Source organism: Arsenicicoccus cauae (assembly GCF_043162025.1).
Classification (GTDB): Bacteria; Actinomycetota; Actinomycetes; order Actinomycetales; family Dermatophilaceae; genus Arsenicicoccus; species Arsenicicoccus cauae.
This window is the reverse complement of the sequence record NZ_CP171001.1, coordinates 1,166,896-1,184,213: the sequence shown is the minus strand read 5'-3', so window position 1 is coordinate 1,184,213 and position 17,318 is coordinate 1,166,896. Positions and strand designations below refer to the sequence as shown.

Sequence of the window (17,318 nt, the reverse complement as noted above, 5' to 3'; positions counted from 1 at the left end):
GGCGGATGTGACTACCGGGGGTAGGTCAGCGGCGGCGGCGGGCCGTCCCGAACAGCGAGCGCGTGATCTCGCGCCCGATCTGCGTCCCGGCCGAGCGCAGCATCGACTTGAACGCCGAGGACTGCACGACCTGCTCGACCAGGCCGGGCTCGTCCTTCTCCGGCTTCGCGCCCTTGTCGGGGGCAGGGGCGGGGGCGGGCGTCTGCGGGGCGCGCTCCGGGGTCGCCGCCTGCTGGGCAGCCGTCAGCTTCTCGTACGCCGACTCGCGGTCCTCGGCCGTGGCGTAGCGCGCCGTCAGCGGCGACGCCGCCACCAGGCGGTCCAGCTCGGCGTCCGGGGTCGGCGCCATCAGCGACTGCGGGGCCCGCATCCGGGTCCAGGCCACAGGCGTGGGCGCGCCGCTCTCGGACAGGACGGTGACGACCGCCTCGCCGGTGCCGAGCTGGGTCAGCAGCGACTGCAGGTCGTAGCCCGAGCGCGGGTAGGTCGAGACCGCCGCCTTGAGCGCCTTGGCGTCATCTGGGGTGAAGGCCCGCAGCGCGTGCTGCACGCGGTTGCCGAGCTGCCCCAGCACGCCGGCGGGGACGTCCTTGGGGGACTGCGTCACGAAGAACACGCCGACGCCCTTGGAGCGGATGAGGCGCACGGTCTGCTCGATCGCGTCGAGGAAGGCGTCCGACGCGTCGTCGAAGAGCAGGTGCGCCTCGTCGAAGAAGAACACCAGCTTGGGCCGGTCGACGTCACCGACCTCGGGCAGGTCGTGGAACAGGTCGGCGAGCAGCCACATGAGGAAGGTCGAGAACAGCGCGGGGCGGTCCTGCACGGCCGGGAGCTCGAGGCAGGACACGACGCCGCGGCCGTCGGACCCGACCTGCAGCAGGTCGGCCGTGTCGAACTCCGGCATCCCGAAGAAGGCGGCGGCGCCCTGGTTGTCGAAGGTCACGAGCTCGCGCAGGATGACGCCCGCGGTGGCCTTGGACAGGCCGCCGATGCTCTTGAGCTCAGCCTTGCCCTCGTCGCTCGTGAGGTGGGTGATCACCTCCCGGAGGTCCTTGAGGTCGTCGAGCAGGAGACCCTTGGTGTCGGCGTAGTGAAAGATCAGCCCGAGGCTGGACTCCTGGGTGTCGTTGAGCCCCAGCACCTTCGACAGCAGGGTGGGGCCGAAGCTCGTGATCGTCGAGCGGATCGGGGCACCCTTGCCGAGGCCCCCGAGGGTGAGCAGCTGGGTCGGGAAGCCGCTCGCCTCCCAGGTCTGGCCCACGTCTGCGGCCCGTGCCGCGAGCCGCTCGTTGCTGGTGCCGGGCGACGCGAGGCCGGACAGGTCGCCCTTGATGTCGGCGAGAAAGACGGGGACGCCGCTCGCGGACAGCTGCTCGGCCATGAGCTGCAGCGTCTTGGTCTTGCCGGTGCCGGTGGCGCCCGCGACGAGGCCGTGGCGGTTCATCACCGCCAGCGGCAGCCGCACCGGCACGTCGGGGTGAGCGGTGCCGTCGACGACGGCGGCGCCGAGGTCGAGAGCCGGCCCGTCGAAGGCGTAGCCGCTGCGGATCTGGTCGAGCTGGGAGGTCGTGTCGGTCACGCGACCGACCATAGCGGTGGCCGGGGGCGGTCGCCCGGACGTTGCGCGCCGGGACGGTACGCAACGATCCCCCGACGGTCGGAGGGTCCGACTAGGCTACGCAGCGTGATCTTCAAGGCCATCGGGGAGGACCGTCCCTACCCGGCGCACGGCAGGGTGACGACGCGGGACTGGGCGGGCATCGCCCCCAGCCTCGTGCGCCTCGACCAGCTGGTGACCACGAGGGCGACCCTCGACCTGCATCAGCTGCTGGCCGAGGACTCCACCTTCTACGGCGACCTGTTCGCGCACGTGGTGGCCTGGCAGGGCACCCTCTACCTCGAGGACGGCCTGCACCGGGCGCTGCGCGCGGCCCTGCAGCAGCGTCCCCACCTGCACGCCCGGGTGCTCAACCTCGACGCGCCGGGGATCCCGGTCGGCGAGCCCCTGCGCGAGCTCTGAGCCCCCGCGGCTCGCCAGCACCAGGCCGTATGCCGCAGCCCCGGCGGGCACCGGGCCCCGGCATACGGGCGCGGTTGCGGCCGGGAGGTCAGCGCACGGACACGGCACCGGTCACGATCGCCGCGAGCGTGCTGGAGCGGGGCGTCCGGAGGCGGTAGGTCCCGGCGGGGAGCCGGGTGAAGGCCGCCGCCCCAGCCACCGACGTGGTGGCGGACCGCACCTGCGTCCAGGTCCTGCGGTAGGCGTCGTAGCGATCCAGCAGGACGGTGGCCTGGCGCGGTGCCACCGACACGGCGAGGGAGCGGGGCCCGGTCCGGGTGGTGACCGCAGACCGCGTCTGGTAGGTGACGTGGGTCGTGGACGCGGTGGCTGCCGAGGTGCCGAGGTAGGTCACCGAGACGCCCGTGATGCTGCGGGCGGTGAAGGTCGTCGCCACCCGGCCCGCGGCGTCGCTGCGCCGGTCGGAGCAGGTGGTGCGGCCGAGGTGGGCCGGGGCGTAGCAGACCCGGACGGGCGCGCCGGCAAGCACGCCGCCGGTCGCGGTGCGGGCGGTGACGACGCCGGTCGCCGGCGTCCCGACGGTCGGGGTCCAGGAGCTCACCCCGGACCAGGTGAGCACCGCGGGACAGACCCTGAGGGTGCACAGCGCCCGGTTGGCGTCCACCAGCCCGGCCCCATAGGTGTCGTCCCGGCCCCGGACGCCGAGGTCCGTGGCCGTGCTGGCCAGCAGCGACTGGACCTGCGCCACCGTGAGCGAGGGGCGGGCCGCCCGCAGCCCTGCGACGGTCGCGGCGACGAGGGGCGTCGCCATGGAGGTGCCGCTCATCCGGGCGTAGCCCGACCGGATGAGACGCGTCGGGTAGGTCGACACGATCCCGTCGCCGGGGGCGGCCACGTCGATGTAGCGACCGGTGTTGGAGTAGGCGGCCGCCCGGCTGCTGCTCGTGGTGGCGGCGACCCCGATCACGTTGTCGTAGGCGGCGGGGTAGGACGCCCGGTTGCCGGCGAGCCGCTCGTTGCCGCCGGCCGCGACGACGACGACGCCCTTGGCCACGGCATACTGCACCGCCTTGTCCAGGGTCACGTCGGGCTGGTCGCTGCCGAGGGAGAGGTTGATGACCGTGGCGCCGTGGTTGGCCGCGTGGATGACGCCACGCGCGATGTCGGAGGTCCAGCCCTCGCCGTGGCCGTCGAGCACCCGCACGGGCATGATCCGCGTGCCCGGCGCCATGCCGGCGACGCCGACCCGGTTGTCGGCCACCGCGGCGATGATCCCCGCGACGTGGGTGCCGTGGCCGTTTGGGTCGGTGGCCCCGGTGCCGCCGGTCCCCCCGGCGGAGGGCTCGAGGAACTGCGCGCCGGGCACGAGGACGCCGCGCAGGTCGGGGTGGCCCCCGTCGACGCCGGTGTCCACGACCGCGACCGTGACGCCCGCCGTGCTCACCCGTCCGTGGAAGGTCTCGCCCCCGAGCCGGCTGAGGGACCACTGCTGGGGTCGGATGGGGTCGTTGTAGCCCGTCGCCTGGGCGCGGGTGTCGACCGAGACGGCCACGGCGCCAGGCGCGTCCTGGGCGCGGTCGACCGTCGCCACGGCCTGGGCCGCGGGGACCGTCGCGGTGCTGACGACCGGCTGGCCGCCGACGACACGCGTGGTCACCACCCGCAGGCGGGAGGCCCCGGACGCCAGCGCGGGGGCCACCACCGCGGCGGGCGCGCGCAGCACCGAGGCGTTGCGGGTCGACCATCCCGGGCGGGAGCCGTCAGACGCGGGCGTCGACCACGCAGAGACCGGAGCGGGGAGGGCGGTCTGGGCGGAGGCGGCGGAGGCGGCGGGGGCGGGAGCGGTCAGGGCGTGGGCCGTGGAGGGTGCGCCCACCCCGGCGAGCAGGGCGGCGAGGGCGGTGAGGGCGACGCCGACGCGAGCACGGGTCTGCATGGGGTGTCCTTCTGGGGATCGGGAGCCCTGGATCAGCCCCACGAGATCACTGAACGTTAGTTCACCTCACTCTGCGTATGCGAGATGGTCCAGGGCAAGACACCCGGATGGCGACACCCCGCTCACCCGTCCAGGCCAACCGCTCACGCGTCGGCGGCGCTCCAGGGGAACTGCGGGTCCCGCCGCTCGCTGAACGCCAGCACCCCCTCCGCCAGCTCCCCGGAGGTGATCGCCTCGCGGTAGCGCGCCCGCGCCGCCGGCTCGGGGTCCTCCCCGTCGAGCAGCAGCCGCACCGTCTCCTTGACGGCCGCGATGGTCAGCTGCGAGCGGCTGCACAGCTCGTCGGTCAGCCCCGCGACGGCGTCGTCCAGCCCGCCCGGCCCGGTCAGCACGTCGACCAGACCGAGCCGGTGGGCCTCGACCGCGTCGACCAGGCCGGCGGTCAGCAGCAGCCGCCGGGTGGTCGCCGGCCCGACCAGGTCCAGGAGGGTCCGTATGCCGAGGGGCGCGTAGGCCACGCCGAGCCGGGCGGGCGTCACGCCGAACCTGGCACCCTCCTCGGCCACCCTCAGGTCGCACGACGCGGCGATCTCCAGCCCACCCCCGATACAGCTGCCACGCACCGCGGCGACCGTCGGCTTGGGGAAGTCGAGCAGGGCACGCTGGGCCGCGAGGTCCGCCTCGCGCACCGGCGCCATCGGGTCGGCCGGGTCGTGACCCGTCAGCAGGTCACCGATGTCGGCCCCCGCGCAGAAGTGCTCCCCGGCGCCGACGACCACCACGACGCGCACCGCCCGGTCCCGGGCCAGCGCTCCCAGCACCTGCGGAAGGCCCTGCCACATGGCCAGACTCATCGCGTTGCGCTTGGCGGGACGGTCCAGGACGAGGCGGGCGACCCCGCCGTCGACATACGTGCTCAGACCCTCGACGCTCGTCATGGCACCACCCCACCACAGGATCGTGCCCCGGGCGCACCCCCACGGCGGGTCACCTATCCTGGAGCGATGCCGTCACGCAGGTCCTTCCTCCGCCTGACGGCCTTCGGGATCCTGGTGATCGTCCTCGTCACCGTCCTGGCTCCCCTGCTCCGCCCCCGCACCGAGCCCGTGGCCCAGCCGGGCCCGCTGGTAGTCGTGTCCCTGCCCACCCTGCGCTGGGCCGACGTCGACGAGCGCCGCACCCCCACGCTCGACCGCCTGGCCGAGGGGGCGGCCATCGGCAACATCGCCACCCACGCCGTCGCCGGGCACAGCTGCTCCGGCTCGGTCTGGGCCACGCTGTCGTCCGGCTTCCGCGTCTCGCTGGACGACGCCACGCCCGAGGCCCCCGCGAGCGGACCCGTCGTGCCCTGCCCGCCCATCCCCCGACCGGTGCCGACGGGTGGCCTCGCCGAGCTGGGCGGACCCGCGCGGTTCCCCGACCACGCCCGCTGGCGGGCCGAGATGCTGGCCCAGCCCGTGCCCGCCGAGCTCGGCCTGCTCGGCAGGCAGCTGCACGAGCACGGCCAGTGCATCGCCGCGGCCGGGGCGGGAGCGGCCATCGGGGCGGTGCGCGAGGACGGCACCGTGGCGGCCTACCAGTCCGACCCCCGCCGGGCGGACCTGCGGCGTTGCCCCATCACCTTCGTCTCCTTCGACGGCGTCGACGACGACGGGCTGGCGCAGGTCGTCGACCGGCTCCCGCGCGACGCGACCCTCGTCGTCACCGGGCACGCCGACGACCAGGCGCCCGAGTCGCTGCGCGCGGTCCTGGTGCGCGGCCCCGGCATCCCGGAGGGCCGGCTCACCTCGGCCTCCTCGCGCCAGCCCGGCCTCCTGCGCACAACCGACCTCACGGCTCTCGTGACCTCGCGGGTCTCGGCGCTGCCGAGCACGAGCTACGAGGGGCGCATCCCCGTCGTCCTCCCCGGGAGCTCCGGCGCGGACGTGCGGGAGCAGCTCGCCGCCACCGCGCGCGCCCTGGACGTGCAGCACCACCTCGTCCGCCCGTTCTTCACGACCTATGTCCTGGTCTCGCTCGCCGTGATCGTCGTCATCCTCTGCGTGCTGCAGCGCGACCGTCGACGGGGCCAGACGATCCGGCGCTCCGCCGCCGGTCGAGCCCTGCGCGTCACCTCCGCAGCCGTGGCCGCCGTGCCGGTGTCGACCTTCCTCGTCGGGCTGGTCCCCTGGTGGCAGTGGGCACGCCCGACCCTCGGCCTCACGCTCAGCGTCCTGGCGTGGACGGCGGTGCTCGCCACCGTGGCGCTGTGTGGGCCGTGGCGCGGGCACCGCGCCGGCCCGGCCGGCTTCCTGGCCGCCACGACCGCCGTCGTCCTCGCCGTCGACCTGGTCCTCGGCGGCCACCTGCAGCTCATGACCATGATGGGCCTGCAGCCCGTGTACGGCGGACGGCTGCACGGCCTCGGCAACGTGGGCTTCGCCCTCACCGCGAGCGGCGCGCTGCTCGCCGCCTCGCTGCTCACCGGCCGCCTTGCTCGCCGCGATCCCAGTCGCGCGGCCAGGGTGATTGCCGCGATCGGGATCGTCACGGTCGCCGTCGACGGGCACTACGCCCTGGGGGACGAGGCCGGTGGCTCCCTGGCGCTGGTCTGGGGCTTCGGCTACCTCGCGCTCAAGGCCTCGGGACGGCGCACCACCTGGCGCGGCGTGACCCTGATCGCGATGCTCAGCGCGGTCACCGCGCTCGTCATGGCGACCCTCGACATGCTGCGGCCGCGCTACGAGCGCAGCCACATCGGCGACTTCCTCGCCACCTTGATCGAGACCGGCGACCTCAGCACGGTCGTCCGCAGCACCGTGGTCAACAACTGGGCCATGCTGACCTCCCAGTGGCTCAACCTCGGGGTGCCCGTCCTGCTGCTCCTCGCCGCGTGGGCCGCGCGCCGTCCTCTCTCCTCGCTCGGGCGGCCACTGACCCTCCTCGAGCGCCAGATCCCCCTGCTGCGCATCGGCTTCACCGCGATCGTGCTCTGCTGGATCGTCGGCTTCCTCACCAACGACTCGGGCACCTCGATCCCCCCGGCGGGCACCATCTTGATCGTCCCGCTGGTGGTGCTCATGACCGCCTGCGCCCCCCAGCCCCCACCCGAGCACCCGCCGACCACCGCCTGAGCCGACTCCCCGCGCCCCCGCGCACCCTCCCGCCCGCGCCAGGACTTCTGCCAGGCGGAAGGGGTCTGGCCCCCGCGATGTGGCCTCTGTCACTGTTGGGCTCCCTGCCAGGATTCCTGGCAACGAGACGGAGGTCCCCACGTGTCAGAGTCGACTCGCCCGCACGGGGCGTTCGAGCGCCTCAACGAGACCATGGTCAAGCTGGGCCACCGCACCGTCTCCGACCTGCCCCCCATGACCGCCGACGAGCGCACGGCCCACGCCATGGCGCAGCCGCTGCGGCGGACGTCGACCCGGAGGCCTTCCCCAAGGCCGGGTGACGCGCCGCCCGACCCACCGGCGGCCCACCCATCCGCCCGCGCAGGACGAGGCCCCCGACCAGCTGGTCGGGGGCCTCGTGGAGTCCTGGTGAGGATCTGTGGCGGTGGCGGTGGGATTTGAACCCACGGAGGGCGTTAACCCTCATACGCTTTCGAGGCGTACTCCTTCGGCCGCTCGGACACGCCACCGCCGGAGACTTTACACGGAGCGGCGCCGCGCGAAGAAATCGGTCAGAACGCGCGAACACTCCTGCTCCCGCACGCCGCCCACCACCTCGACCTGGTGCAGGACGCGCGGGTCGCGCAGCATGTCCCACACCGACCCGACGGCCCCCGCCTTGGCGTCCCAGGCCCCCATCACGACCCGCGAGACCCGGCTCGCCGCGATCGCGCCGGCGCACATGACGCACGGCTCCAGGGTCACCACGAGGGTGCAGCCGTCGAGCCGCCACGAGCCCCGCGTCTCGGCGGCGTCGCGCAACGCCTCCACCTCGGCGTGGGCGGTGGGGTCGTGCCGCAGCTCGCGCTCGTTGCGGCCCCGCCCGACCAGGGCGCCGCTCTCGTCATACAGGCAGGCCCCGACCGGCACGTCCTCCCCGCAGCCGACCGCCAGCGCCAGCGCCTCGCCCATCCACCCGGCCCACCGCGGGTCGACGGGGAAGCCGTCGGCGGGCTCGGGCCTGGACGCCGGTGGGACGCTGGGATCGGTCACGGGATAAGTTTCCCCCATGCAGGTTCACGTGGCCGACCACCCGCTCATCAACCACAAGCTCACCTACCTGCGCGACAAGCGCACGGACAGCCCGACCTTCCGCCGGCTGGCCGAGGAGCTCGTGACGCTGCTGGCGTACGAAGCGACGCGGGAGGTCCGCACCGAGGCCTTCGACATCGAGACCCCCGTGGGCCCGACCACGGGCATCAAGCTCGCCAACCCCAAGCCCGTCATCGTCCCCATCCTGCGCGCCGGCCTCGGCATGCTCGAGGGCATGGTGCGGCTGCTGCCGAGCGCCGAGGTCGGCTTCCTCGGCATGGTGCGCGACGAGGAGACGCTCGAGGTCAGCGCCTACGCCAACCGCCTGCCCGACTCGCTGCACGGCCGCCAGGTCTACGTCATCGACCCGATGCTCGCGACCGGTCACACGCTGGTCATGGCCTTTCAGTTCCTGCGCGACCTGGGCGCCGACGACATCACCGCCGTCTGCCTGATCGCCGCGCCGGAGGGCATCGAGACGGTCCGCGAGGCGGTCAAGGACATCGGCATCCCGGTCACCCTCGTGGTCGGCGCCATCGACGACCACCTCAACGACCAGGGCTACATCGTGCCCGGCCTCGGCGACGCCGGCGACCGGCTCTACGGCGTCGTCTGACCGGGCCGTATGCCGCCGGCCCGGCCTAGGCCGGCGGCGCGGCCGCCCGGGCCGTGGACGCGATCGCGCCGTGATCGCGCCGTGGCCGCCCGTTATCCAACCTCAACCCTCGTCGCGGCGAGCCACCATGCCCCGCAGGCACGCCCGCTGCTTGACTGAGCGCTGATCCGTGCCCCGCGCCACCCCCGAGCTAGGAGCCACGCACCGTGAACCCCAAGGTCAAGAAGTTCTTCCTGTGGCTGCTGATCGCGTTCCTCATCTACGCGATCATCGTCTCCCCCGACCGCGCCGCCGACATCGTCCTCACGGTCTGGGAGATCCTGGTGCAGGCGGTCCAGGCCCTCGGCCGGTTCTTCGACGCGCTGCTCAACAGGTGACCCGAGGGCCCCACGATGGACGCCTCGCAGGAGCCGCACCTGCCGCCGTCGGTGCGCAGGCGATATGTCCTCGACGGTGAGCAGCTGGTCGTGGCCATCCACCAGCACCCTGTCGTGGTGGCCGAGCCCGTCCTGACCGCCGTCGCGATCCTGGTGCTCGTGATCGTGGTCGACACCCACGTGTCGGCTGGCCTCGGGGGCGTCGTCAACGTCCTGTGGTGGGTGTGGTTCGCCGCCGTCGCCCGGGCCGTGTGGATGGTCTTCGAGTGGCGCCAGCAGTGGGTGGTGGCGACCAACAAGCGCCTGATGCTGACCTACGGCTTCATCGTGCGGAAGGTCGCGATGATGCCGCTCAGCAAGGTCACCGACATGAGCTACCACCGCTCCATCGCGGGTCGGATCTTCGGCTGGGGGACCTTCGTCATGGAGTCGGCGGGCCAGCAGCAGGCGCTGTCGGAGATCCGCTTCGTGCCCAACCCCGACCACAACTACCGCGCGCTGTGCGCCGAGATCTTTGCCGTCGAGGACCGCGAGCGCGTGACCGCGGTCGACGAGGACGTCGACGAGGCCCACGCCTGGCCCGACGAACGCGACGAGGACGACCTCTATCGCGACGTCGTGCAGGTCGAGCCCGGGCCGATGCGGATGCAGCGCGTGGCACCTGCGACCCGCCGCGACCGCGACCGCTGGGACGAGGACTGGCAGCAGGACCGCGACGCGGAGCGCGCCCGCGCGGCGGGGCGGGACGCCGGGCGAGGTGCCGGCGGTCGCGACGAGCGGGGTCGGGATGGACGTGGCTGGGCCGGCCGCGGCGCGCCCGGCCGTGGCCCGCGCGACGGCCATGACACCGCCGACCTGCCGGTGGTGGACGCCCGCGTCTCACAGGACGCCGAGGCGCGCGAGCTCCTCAGCAGCTGGGAGCGCTTCGCGGAGCGCTACGACAACCAGCCGGAGCGCGGCCCCGACAGCGGCACCAGCATCTATCGCAGCGGCGGCGACCCCCTCTCCTGACCCACACCCCCTCGTCCTGCCCTCATCGGTGCAGGTCCGGTGTCAGATCTGACCAGCAACCTGCACCGGTCCCGCAGGGGGACACTCGGGGCACCGCCCAAGCGCACCCTGGCCGCCGCGAGCACGATGCACGGCCATCACGCGTCGAGCGGTCGCGCACGCCTGGTCGAACACCATCGGACAGGTGATCCGGATCGTCGTCCACCCCCTCGACGAGGTGGGCGGCGTCCAGCTCGGCATCCCTCAGGCGCTGGGCCCCTGGGTGGAAGGCCGTGCCGTCGAGCTCGAGCAGCACTCGCGAGTCCGGATAGGCGCCGTCGCTGCGGTGCCCGGTCGCAGGCACGACGACCTGACGAACTGACGCGGGCAGACGGTGGGCTCGCTCCACCCGTCGCAGATATCCGACCTCGAGGTAGCTTGTCGACCCAGGACGCCACGTCCGCCAGGAGCCCCTGCAGGAGCGCGCGTCGAGGGTGCCGGGTCCGCGCGGCGAGACGATCGGCGAGGCGGCAAGGATGCGTCAGGCGCCGTTGGCAGGCCGTGGCCACGAGACCGATCGCTCTGTCCCGGGGGGCTGTGGCCGCGAGGTCGAGCACCACGTCCTCGATCCTCAGCGTGGGCAGGTCACGCGGGAGTGGGGTCGCGTACACCCCGGGTCGCACCCGCACGAACCGATAGCCGGGCTGTGGAGCCGGCCGACGCCGTCGAGGCAGGACGATGTCGATGACGGCGGGTGGGTCGTCCACCAACCCCAGCAGACAGGCCGCCGCCATGCCCCCGACCACCGCGCCACCACCGGCGAGCACCACGCCGGCCTGGGCCCGCTGGGCGAACGAGATGCTGTCCTCCGGCGCCTCGGGCCTGAGGTCCAGGCAGTAGACCCCCGGGAGGAGACGTCGCCAGGCTCGCGTCATGCGTGCCACGACCGTGGGGTCAGGCCCGCCGCCAGGAGCTCACGTCGGGAGACGACACCGGAACGGTCCGCAGCGCGCGCGAGGATCTCGGCGGGGACGTCGCATCTCGGGGGCATGGCAGCAGGATGCGGGTCCCTGACCAGGAGGCTGCACCGATCTCGCTGGGCGTGAGGTCAGAGGGCGCCCCGGATGTCGTCGACGCGCTCCCTGGCGTCGCCGAACAGCATGCGGGTGTTGTCCTCGAAGAACAGGGGGTTCTGGACGCCGGCATAGCCCGTCGACATCGATCGCTTGAACACGATCACGTCGTGCGCGTGCCACACCTCGAGCACCGGCATCCCGGCGATGGGGCTGGACGGGTCGTCGAGGGCGGCGGGGTTGACCGTGTCGTTGGCACCGATCACGAGCACGACATCGGTGGACGCCAGGTCGTCGTTGATCTCGTCCATCTCGAGGACGATGTCGTAGGGGACCTTGGCCTCGGCGAGCAGGACGTTCATGTGCCCGGGGAGGCGTCCGGCGACCGGGTGGATGCCGAAGCGCACCTGCACCCCGCGCTCGCGCAGCCGCGCGGCCAGGTCGGCGACGCCGTGCTGCGCCTGCGCGACCGCCATACCGTAGCCCGGGGTGATGACCACCGAGCGGGCCTCCGTCAGCAGCGCGGCCACCTCCTCGGCTGAGGTCTCGCGGTGCTCGCCGTAGTCGCGCGCCTCCCCCGCCACCGCGCCGTCCGAGCCGAAGCCGCCGGCGATGACGGACAGGAAGGACCGATTCATGGCCTTGCACATGATGTACGACAGGTAGGCGCCGGACGAGCCGACCAGCGCGCCGGTGATGATCAGCAGGTCATTGCTCAGCATGAATCCCGCTGCGGCGGCGGCCCATCCGCTGTAGCTGTTGAGCATCGACACGACCACGGGCATGTCGCCGCCGCCGATCGAGGCGACGAGGTGCCAGCCGAGCGCGAGCGCGATCACAGTCATCAGCACCAGGGGGATCCCGCTGCCCGTCGGCACGAACCACACCATCAGCCCGAGCGACACCACCAGCGCCGCGAGGTTGACGACGTTGTGGTGAGAGAGCATCAGCGGCGCCGACCTCGTCCTGCCCGACAGCTTAAGGAAGGCCACGATCGAGCCGGTCAGCGTCACCGCGCCGATGAAGATGCCGAGGAAGACCTCGCCGTTGTGGATGCGTTCGAGCACGTCGAGGTGCCCGACTCCGCTCGAGGTCACCTCGATCCACGAGTTGAGGCCCACGAGCACCGCCGCCAGCCCGACGAAGCTGTGGAGCAGCGCGATCAGCTCGGGCATGCCGGTCATCTCGACGCGCTGGGCGCGGTGCACGCCGATGGCGCCGCCGACGATCATGGCCACGAGCAGCAGGAGCAGGGCGTCGAGGCCGTTGAGGGTGACGACCAGGGCGATCGTGGCCAGCAGCGCCAGGGCCATCCCGACGATGCCGAAGGCGTTGCCCCGGCGGGCGGACTCGTGCTTGGACAGCCCGGCGAGGGCCAGGATGAACAGCAGGCCGGCGACGATCTGGGCGGCGTAGGACAGGGCGGCGGTCATCGGCGGTCAGCCCTTCCGGAACATCGCGAGCATGCGCTGGGTCACCGTGAAGCCGCCGAAGATGTTGATGCTGGCGACCAGGACGGCGGCGAACGCGAGGACGTCGACGGCGAGGTGCCCGCGCCCGAGCTGGGCGAGCGCGCCGACGATGATGATGCCGCTGATGGCGTTGGTGACCGACATCAGCGGAGTGTGCAGGGCGTGGTGGACGTTGCCGATCACGTAGTAGCCGACCACGCACGCCAGCATGAACACCATGAAGTGGCCGAGGAACGCGGACGGCGAGGACGCGGCCAGCAGCAGGAACGCGACCACCCCGAGCGAGAGCAGCAGACCCCGGCCGTATGCCGGCCGCCCGCCGCCGTGCGGGGTCGCCGGCTCGGCGCCGGTCACCCCAGGGCCGGGGCGCGCGGTCCTCGCACCCCCGCCCGCAGCCGTCGCGCCCGCGCCCGCCGCACCCCCGCCCAAGGCGGACCCGCTGGTGACCGCGGCGTCCGGTGGGGGCGCCGCCGACACCTGGATCGGTGGTGGGGGCCAGAGCGTCTCGCCCTGCAGCACCACCGTCATGCCGCGTTGCACGACGTCCTCCAGGTCGAGGACGACCTGGCCGTCCTTGCCGGGGGTGATGAGCGTGGTGAGGTTGACGAGGTTGGTCGCGTAGAGCTGTGAGGCCTGGCCGGGCAGGCGGGCGGGCAGGTCGGTGTAGCCGAGGATGACGACGCCGTTGTCGGTGACGACGCGCTGGTCGGGGACGCTGCCCTCGACGTTGCCGCCGGTGGCCGCTGCCATGTCGACGATGACGGAGCCGGGACGCATCGCGGCGACCATCGCCGCGGTGATGAGCCGGGGTGCGGGTCGGCCCGGGATCAGGGCGGTGGTGATGACGATGTCGGCCTGGGGGACGTTCTCGGCGTACATCCGCGCGGCGGCCTGGTCGTAGGCCGCGGACGTGCCGTGCGCGTAGCCGTCGGTCGACACCTCCTGCTCGACGTCGACGGCGAGGAACTGAGCGCCCATCGACTCGACCTGCTCGGCGACCTCGGGGCGGGCGTCGGTGGCCTTGACCACGGCGCCGAGGGCGCCCGCGGTGCCGATGGCGGCCAACCCGGCCACCCCGGCGCCGGCGACGAGCACGGTCGCGGGCGGGACCTTGCCGGCGGCCGTGACCTGGCCGGTGAAGAAGCGCCCGAACTCGTGCGCCGCCTCCACCACCGCGCGGTAGCCCGCGATGTTGGCCATCGAGCTCAGCACGTCCAGCGACTGCGCCCGCGAGATGCGGGGCACGGCGTCGGTCGCGAGGACCGTCAGTCGGTGCGCCGCGAGTCGCTCGACCAGCTCGGGTCGCAGGGCGGGCTGCACGAGGCTGACGAGGGTCGCGCCCTCCCGCAGGAGCGGGAGCTCGTCCTCGCCGGGCGGGTTGACCTTGTAGATCATGTCGGCGGCCCAGGCCGTCTCGCGGTCGACGACGGTGGCGCCGGCGTCGGCATACGCAGCGTCCGGCAGGCTGGCGGCCGCGCCGGCCCCGGACTCGACGACGATCTCGTATCCGAGCCGGACGAGCTGAGCGACGCTGGTGGGGGTGGCGGCGACGCGGGTCTCGCCGGGGAGCGTCTCGAGGGGGACACCGATCTGCATGGGTGGAGCCTTCCGCCGTGGGTGGCTTCACTGTATGGCCATGCTGCGCGCCGGTTGCCACCGCCCCCCGTCGCCGTGCCGGAGCTGCGCCACCCGGTCGCGGTGTGCGACCGTTCACCACCCTGAGTGCCGGGCTGTGCCGTGTGGCGGCACACGTCTGGGTCGAGCCCCACCGGGGTTGGTAGCGTCGCTCCCGCCTGCGATCAGGGGGCTCGTGGCCCTTCGGGGGTGTCACGAGCGATGGCGGGAGGCCTCCTCCTGCGTCCTGGCGACGGCCCGTATGCCGGAGGCCCGTATGCCCGAGGCCCGTATGCCGGAGGCTCAGGCGCCGGGCACCGACAGGGGGTCGAAGCCGTAGGGCAGCTCGAGGCGGTGCGCCCGCATCAGCCCGTCGTCGGCCAGCAGGTCACGGGTGCGCCCGTCGGCCACGATGCGGCCCTCGTCGAGCAGCACGGCGCGCGGGCACAGCTGCAGGGCGTAGGGCAGGTCGTGGGTGACCATCAGGATCGCGACGTCGAGCGAGGTCAGGATGTCGGCGAGCTCCCGACGGCTCGCGGGGTCGAGGTTGGAGGACGGCTCGTCGAGGACGAGGACGTCGGGCTCCATGGCGAGCACGGTGGCCACGGCCACGCGGCGGCGCTGGCCGAAGGACAGGTGGTGGGGCGGGCGGTCGATGACGTCCCCCATCCCGACCAGGTCCAGGGACCGGCGGACGCGCTCGTCGAGGGCGGGGCCGCGCAGGCCGAGGTTGTGCGGGCCGAAGGCCACGTCGTCGCCGACCGTGGGCATGAAGAGCTGGTCGTCGGGGTCCTGAAAGACGATGCCGACCCGTCGTCGCACGTCGCCGAGGGTGTCGCGCCGCAGCGGGATGCCCCCCACGGCGACGCTGCCGGCGCCGGTGCCTCCGCTGACGGAGCCGAGGATGCCGTTGAGGTGCAGGAGCAGGGTGGTCTTGCCGGCGCCGTTGGGGCCGAGGACGGCTACCCGCTCGGCCGCCTCGACCTGCAGGTCCACGCCGTAGAGCACCTGCCGCCCGTCCGGGTAGGCGAAGGCCAGTCGCTGCACGTCGAGCGCGGGTGGTCGGGTCACGGGAGCAGGTGCCATCCGGCCAAGAGTACGGCGGCGGCGAGGGGCAGGGCCGCGCCGGTCAGCCACTCGGCCGCGGACGCGGGGCGCGACGACGCCGCCGCCGGGAGCCGCCCGGTGTAGCCCCGCGCCAGCATCGCCTGGTGGACCCGCTCGCCGCGCTCGTAGGACCGCACGAACAACGCCCCCGCCCCGCCGGCGACGGCGGCGAGGTGCCCGGCCCGCCCTCCGGTGAAGCCGCGAGACTCGCGGGCCACCCGCATGCGGTGCAGGTCGGCCGTGATGACGCCGAGGTAGCGCACCATGAACGTCAGGATGGCCACGAACGCTGCCGGCAGGCGCAGCCGCTCGAGCCCGGCGACGAGCTCGCGGGGGGCCGTGCTCGAGGCGAGGACCACGGCCGCGAGGACGCCCAGGGTGGCCTTGGCGAGCATGGTGCCGGCCGCCACCAGGCCCGGCTGCGACACGGACAGGCCGAGCACCTCGACGCGGGGGCCCGTCGCCACGAAGGGCGTCACCAGGGCGAAGACCACGAACGGCGCCTCGACCGCGAGCCGCCGCAGCACGTGCGACCACGGCAGCCGGGAGGCCGCCACGACGGCGACGAGCAGCAGCGCGTCCAGCCCCAGCAGGACCCAGGCGCCGGTCGGCACCGCGACCACGGCGACCATGAACGCCAGCAGGCAGACCAGCTTGACCTGCGGCGGCAGGTGGTGGACGACGCTGTCGCGGGGTATGACGAGCCCCTCCTCGGGGGCGCCGCCACCGTGTTGGTGGCTGTGCTCGTGCCCCAGGAGCGGGCGCTCCGTGAGCAGCCTTGGCGCGTCAGCCATCGCGACGGGTCGCCCCGACCTCCGCCGGGCTGCGCCGGTGGTCGCCCGCCTCCCCGGAGGCGTGGGGGTCCACGGCGCGCGACGACCGGGAGCCCCTGGTGGCCCTGGCCGCCAGGGACGAGAGGAGCACGCCCACCGCCAGGGTGAGCAGGACGCCGATGACGCCGGCGGCGATCGCGGCGACGGCGCCGTGACCCAGCAACGAGAGGGAGTAGTCCGCGAGCGGCGACGAGGCCGCGGCCGAGTCCGTCGCGGACGCGCCGAAGCCGAGGCGCTCACCGACGTACTCCAGGCCGTCGGGGTGGCTGCTCGCGAGGAGGCTGAGCCCGCCGCCGACCAGCAGGGACGTGGCGAGGAGCCCGCCGGCGAAGCCCGGGGTGACCCGGGCCCGGCCGCGACCCACGGGTGCGTCGGCCCGCACGGTCGTGCGGTGCCCGTCCTGGTCCACCAGCTGGAGGTCCGGCACGAGGTGGCGGGCGACGTGCACGAGGTCGGGGCGCGAGGCGACGACGGCGGACACGACGGCCGCCGTGATCACGGCCTCGCCGACGCCGATGACCAGGTGCCAGCCGAGCATCGCGGTCGTGAGGGTGCCGAGCGGGATGGGGGCGGTGCCGCCGACGGCATACAGCACGACGAAGGCGAGGGCCGCCGCCGGGACGGACAGCAGGCCCCCCAGCGCCGCGGCCGGCACGACCGAGGCGGGGCGACGCGGCAGCACGGCGAGGACGCCGCGCACGACCAGCGATCCGACGACGACGCCGACCACGCCCATGACGGTGACGTTGGCGCCGAGGGCGGTCAGCCCGCCGTCGGCGAAGACGAGCGCCTGGACCATCAGGACCGTCGTCATGACGAGCACCCCGGTCCAGGGACCCACGAGCACCGCGGCGAGCGCTCCCCCGAGCAGGTGGCCGCTCGTGCCCGCCCCCACGGGGAAGTTGACCATCTGCACGGCGAAGATGAAGCAGGCCACCAGCCCCGCGAGCACGGGGCCGGTCTCGCCGAGCTCGCGACGCGCCTGGCGCAGTGACAGGGCGGTGGCGCCCACCGCCAGCAGGCCGGTGCCGATGGACGTGGGAGCGTCGAGGAACCCGTCTGGGATGTGCATGACGCCATCATTTCCCTGTTGCGA

15 protein-coding genes and 1 tRNA gene are annotated in these 17,318 nt (G+C 73.5%); 6 read left to right on the top strand and 10 right to left on the bottom strand.

Annotated elements, in window-relative coordinates:
- Positions 1–25 precede the first annotated feature (25 nt).
- Positions 26–1,591, bottom strand: coding sequence for a helicase HerA-like domain-containing protein (locus tag ACF3NS_RS05500; RefSeq protein ID WP_288798678.1), 1,566 nt, complete (start codon positions 1,589–1,591; stop codon positions 26–28).
- 93 nt (positions 1,592–1,684) lie between these two features.
- Here ACF3NS_RS05500 and ACF3NS_RS05495 point away from each other — a divergent pair, with 93 nt between their 5' ends.
- The gene (locus tag ACF3NS_RS05495; protein WP_392468358.1) at positions 1,685–2,020 is read left to right on the top strand and encodes a type II toxin-antitoxin system VapB family antitoxin; all 336 of its coding nucleotides are present in this window, start codon (positions 1,685–1,687) and stop codon (positions 2,018–2,020) included.
- A gap of 88 nt (positions 2,021–2,108) precedes the next feature.
- Here the strand turns inward: ACF3NS_RS05495 and ACF3NS_RS05490 are convergent, their stop codons facing one another.
- Positions 2,109–3,956, bottom strand: coding sequence for a S8 family serine peptidase (locus ACF3NS_RS05490; RefSeq protein WP_392468356.1), 1,848 nt, complete (start codon positions 3,954–3,956; stop codon positions 2,109–2,111).
- A gap of 143 nt (positions 3,957–4,099) precedes the next feature.
- A complete protein-coding gene (locus ACF3NS_RS05485) occupies positions 4,100–4,894 on the bottom strand; it encodes an enoyl-CoA hydratase/isomerase family protein (protein WP_392468353.1) in 795 nt (264 codons plus the stop codon).
- Positions 4,895–4,960: 66 nt separating this feature from the next.
- Between ACF3NS_RS05485 and ACF3NS_RS05480 the strand changes: the two genes are divergently transcribed.
- Positions 4,961–7,069 carry a hypothetical protein gene (locus ACF3NS_RS05480; RefSeq protein WP_392468350.1) on the top strand — a complete coding sequence of 703 codons (2,109 nt, stop codon included), beginning with the start codon at positions 4,961–4,963 and terminating at the stop codon, positions 7,067–7,069.
- Between the two features lie 419 nt (positions 7,070–7,488).
- On the opposite strand, the gene ACF3NS_RS05475 is transcribed toward ACF3NS_RS05480, so the two are convergent.
- Together ACF3NS_RS05475 and ACF3NS_RS05470 are read right to left on the bottom strand one after the other, a co-directional pair.
- Positions 7,489–7,578, bottom strand: a tRNA-Ser gene (locus tag ACF3NS_RS05475).
- 10 nt (positions 7,579–7,588) lie between these two features.
- A complete protein-coding gene (locus ACF3NS_RS05470; RefSeq protein WP_154593969.1) occupies positions 7,589–8,020 on the bottom strand; it encodes a nucleoside deaminase in 432 nt (143 codons plus the stop codon).
- A 97-nt stretch (positions 8,021–8,117) separates the two neighbouring features.
- On the opposite strand from ACF3NS_RS05470, the gene upp reads away from it, so the two are divergent.
- The 4 genes from upp (at position 8,118) to ACF3NS_RS05450 (ending at position 10,505) form a co-directional block, all read left to right on the top strand.
- Positions 8,118–8,756: a uracil phosphoribosyltransferase gene (upp, locus tag ACF3NS_RS05465; protein ID WP_288798669.1), complete on the top strand. Its 639-nt coding sequence runs from the start codon at positions 8,118–8,120 to the stop codon at positions 8,754–8,756.
- Between the two features lie 206 nt (positions 8,757–8,962).
- Positions 8,963–9,133: a hypothetical protein gene (locus tag ACF3NS_RS05460; RefSeq protein WP_154593876.1), complete on the top strand. Its 171-nt coding sequence runs from the start codon at positions 8,963–8,965 to the stop codon at positions 9,131–9,133.
- Between the two features lie 15 nt (positions 9,134–9,148).
- The gene (locus ACF3NS_RS05455) at positions 9,149–10,144 is read left to right on the top strand and encodes a PH domain-containing protein (RefSeq protein ID WP_392468346.1); all 996 of its coding nucleotides are present in this window, start codon (positions 9,149–9,151) and stop codon (positions 10,142–10,144) included.
- A 184-nt stretch (positions 10,145–10,328) separates the two neighbouring features.
- Positions 10,329–10,505, top strand: coding sequence for a hypothetical protein (locus ACF3NS_RS05450; protein WP_392468343.1), 177 nt, complete (start codon positions 10,329–10,331; stop codon positions 10,503–10,505).
- A gap of 726 nt (positions 10,506–11,231) precedes the next feature.
- On the opposite strand, the gene pntB is transcribed toward ACF3NS_RS05450, so the two are convergent.
- The 5 genes from pntB to ACF3NS_RS05425 all read right to left on the bottom strand — a co-directional run bounded on the left by pntB (position 11,232) and on the right by ACF3NS_RS05425 (position 17,294).
- Positions 11,232–12,629, bottom strand: coding sequence for a Re/Si-specific NAD(P)(+) transhydrogenase subunit beta (gene pntB / locus ACF3NS_RS05445; RefSeq protein WP_392468340.1), 1,398 nt, complete (start codon positions 12,627–12,629; stop codon positions 11,232–11,234).
- A gap of 6 nt (positions 12,630–12,635) precedes the next feature.
- Positions 12,636–14,264 (bottom strand): Re/Si-specific NAD(P)(+) transhydrogenase subunit alpha, encoded by a 1,629-nt coding sequence (locus ACF3NS_RS05440; protein ID WP_392468337.1) that lies wholly within the window; start codon positions 14,262–14,264, stop codon positions 12,636–12,638.
- 321 nt (positions 14,265–14,585) lie between these two features.
- On the bottom strand, positions 14,586–15,368 hold the full coding sequence (locus ACF3NS_RS05435; protein ID WP_154593880.1) for an energy-coupling factor ABC transporter ATP-binding protein: 783 nt from the start codon (positions 15,366–15,368) through the stop codon (positions 14,586–14,588).
- Positions 15,350–16,183 carry a cobalt ECF transporter T component CbiQ gene (gene cbiQ / locus ACF3NS_RS05430; protein ID WP_392468333.1) on the bottom strand — a complete coding sequence of 278 codons (834 nt, stop codon included), beginning with the start codon at positions 16,181–16,183 and terminating at the stop codon, positions 15,350–15,352. Before cbiQ ends, ACF3NS_RS05435 begins: the two co-directional genes overlap by 19 nt.
- Positions 16,176–17,294 carry an energy-coupling factor ABC transporter permease gene (locus tag ACF3NS_RS05425; RefSeq protein ID WP_392468330.1) on the bottom strand — a complete coding sequence of 373 codons (1,119 nt, stop codon included), beginning with the start codon at positions 17,292–17,294 and terminating at the stop codon, positions 16,176–16,178. The genes cbiQ and ACF3NS_RS05425 overlap by 8 nt, the downstream gene beginning before the upstream one ends.
- Between the last annotated feature and the right edge of the window lie 24 nt (positions 17,295–17,318).